The organism is Micromonospora sp. ATA51 (assembly GCF_016802855.1).
Taxonomy (GTDB): Bacteria; Actinomycetota; Actinomycetes; order Mycobacteriales; family Micromonosporaceae; genus Micromonospora; species Micromonospora sicca.
Genome location: NZ_JAEVHJ010000588.1, coordinates 1 through 1,993 on the forward strand (window position 1 = coordinate 1; position 1,993 = coordinate 1,993).

The following is a 1,993-nucleotide window of genomic DNA, read 5'->3' on the forward strand; positions in this document are numbered from 1 at the left end:
AGCTCGTTGATCGGGGGGCTCGACCACTGTACGTACCCGTTCCCGTTCTTGCGACCTCCTGGCGGCGGCAAAGCCGGGCGGGCTGCCCGACGCCGCCGCCGCGCGGCGGTCACTGGAACAGGTTGACGTTCCGCTTCTCCGTGTCGAGGTAGTCGGCGGCGGAGTCGTCCACCGCCAGCTTGATGTCGCGCAGCATCGCCTGCAGGTCCTGCGAGGCGGACCGCCACCTCGCCTGCCGCTGCTCGTACGCCTCCCGGGCCTCACCGGTCCAGCTCGCCACCAGCGGCGCGGCGTCCCGTTCGAGCTGCCCGAGCTGGCTGTCCAGCGTGTTCAGCGCCTTCTGGATGTCCGCGCCGGCCTGTTGCAACGCGGCGAAGTTGACGACCAGCACACCGTGGTCCATCGGATCTCCCCTTCCGGTGAGGTCAGAGCGGCAACTGGATGCCGCGGTTGGTGCCGGCGACCCGGCTGGCGGCCTCGGTGTCCGAGACGTCGTACTGCTGGCCGGCGGTGCGGATCGCGGCGGCGGTCTCCCGCAGGGCCCGCTGCAGCGCGGCCTGGTCCTGCGACCACTGCTGCTTGACCTGCTCGAACGAGCGCCCGCCGGCGCCCCGCCAGGCCTGCTGCAACACCTCAAGCTCGGCCATCAGGCCGCTCAGCATGGTCTGCAGGGACTGGTCCACCTGCTCGAACTTCGCGGCGGTCTGCTGCATCACCGCGGCTTCTGCCTGGGTCTGGGACACCCGGACGTCACCTCGTCTCCTCGGTCGTGGCTGGTCGCGGGAACGACCACCGTGGACGAACCGTGGCGCGGGGCCGGCATCGTGGGGTGGGACGGCGGCGCGCTCGACGGAGCTCGTCGCTGACGGTAGCCGCCCGACTGCGCTTGTGCTACCCCTTCCGCATCCCCTGTGGACAACGGCTGGGTCCGCGAACCCTTACGATGAGCCACGCCATCGTCACCCGAGGATCGGCGGGAGGAGGCGCGGTGACGGCGACCAGGACCGGATCCCCGGCGCCGGCGACGGCCCGCCAGCCCCTGCCACCACAGTGGAGGCCGACCGGGGGGCGAACGGCCTCGGGGCCGCGGGCCGGTCAGGTCGTGGCGGCGCAGCTGGCCGTGGCGGTGCTCGTCGCCGCCGTCGGCCGGGGGCGGCCGTCACCGCCGCCGCCCTGCTGCTGGCCGCCCTGCTGCTGCCCACCGCGTGGGTCCGGGTCCACGGCCGCTGGCTCTTCGAGTGGCTGGTCGTCGGCCTGGCGTACCTCACCCGGCGCCGCGCCCTCCCACCGGCCGCCGGCCCGGCCGCCCTGGTGGACCTGGTGGCCCCCGGCGCCGGAGTGCGCTCCGCCGAGCTGGCCAGTGGTCCGGCCGCCGTGGTCGACGACGCCGCCGGGCTGACCGCGCTGCTGGAGATCGGCGACCCGGGTGACCTGCTCGGCGACGGCCGGCGCACCCTGCCGCCGCCGCTGTCCCTGCTGCCGGCCCTGAGCGTGGACAGCCCACCGGTTCGGATTCAGCTCCTGCTCTCCGCGTCGCCCGCCCCGGCACCGTCCGTCGGCGCCGGCACCGCCGGCACGTCGTACCGGCAGCTCACCGACGGGCGGCTGGCCGGGCGGGAGCGGGCGGTGCTCGCCGTCCGGGTGCTGCGCGTGGACGGCTGGTCGGACGAGGAACTGCGGCGCGCGCTGTCCGGCACGGTCCGGCGGATCGTCCGCCGGCTCGGGCCGCTGACCGGCCGCCCGCTGGGCGAGCCGGCCGCGCTGCGGGTGCTCGCCGAGCTGGCCCACCACGATGCCGGCGTACCCATCCGGGAGTCCTGGCAGACCGTCGGAGCCGGCGGGCTGCTGCAGACCACGTTCCGGCTACGGCGCTGGCCGGATCCGCGTACCGACGCCGCGCGGCGGCTGGTGCCCCGGCTGCTCGCGCTGCCGGCCACCGCCACCACCGTCTCGCTCTGCGTCGGCCCGCGCGCCGGGGCCGACGCCGCGCCGG

3 protein-coding genes are annotated in these 1,993 nt (G+C 75.5%); 1 reads left to right on the top strand and 2 read right to left on the bottom strand.

The window, feature by feature from the left end:
- Positions 1-109: 109 nt before the first annotated feature.
- Positions 110-403, bottom strand: coding sequence for a WXG100 family type VII secretion target (locus JNW87_RS38055; protein WP_089011602.1), 294 nt, complete (start codon positions 401-403; stop codon positions 110-112).
- Positions 404-425: 22 nt separating this feature from the next.
- The gene (locus tag JNW87_RS38060; RefSeq protein WP_109803084.1) at positions 426-743 is read right to left on the bottom strand and encodes a WXG100 family type VII secretion target; all 318 of its coding nucleotides are present in this window, start codon (positions 741-743) and stop codon (positions 426-428) included.
- Positions 744-1,050: 307 nt separating this feature from the next.
- On the opposite strand from JNW87_RS38060, the gene eccE reads away from it, so the two are divergent.
- Positions 1,051-1,993, top strand: a 943-nt coding sequence (gene eccE, locus JNW87_RS38065) for a type VII secretion protein EccE (RefSeq protein ID WP_238455405.1), incomplete at its 3' end; no start/stop codon positions are given.

What these genes read in the sequence shown, in the direction of transcription:
- JNW87_RS38055 (WP_089011602.1), bottom strand. Translation starts at nt 403, where the DNA reads ATGGACCACGGTGTGCTGGTCGTCAACTTCGCCGCGTTGCAACAGGCC.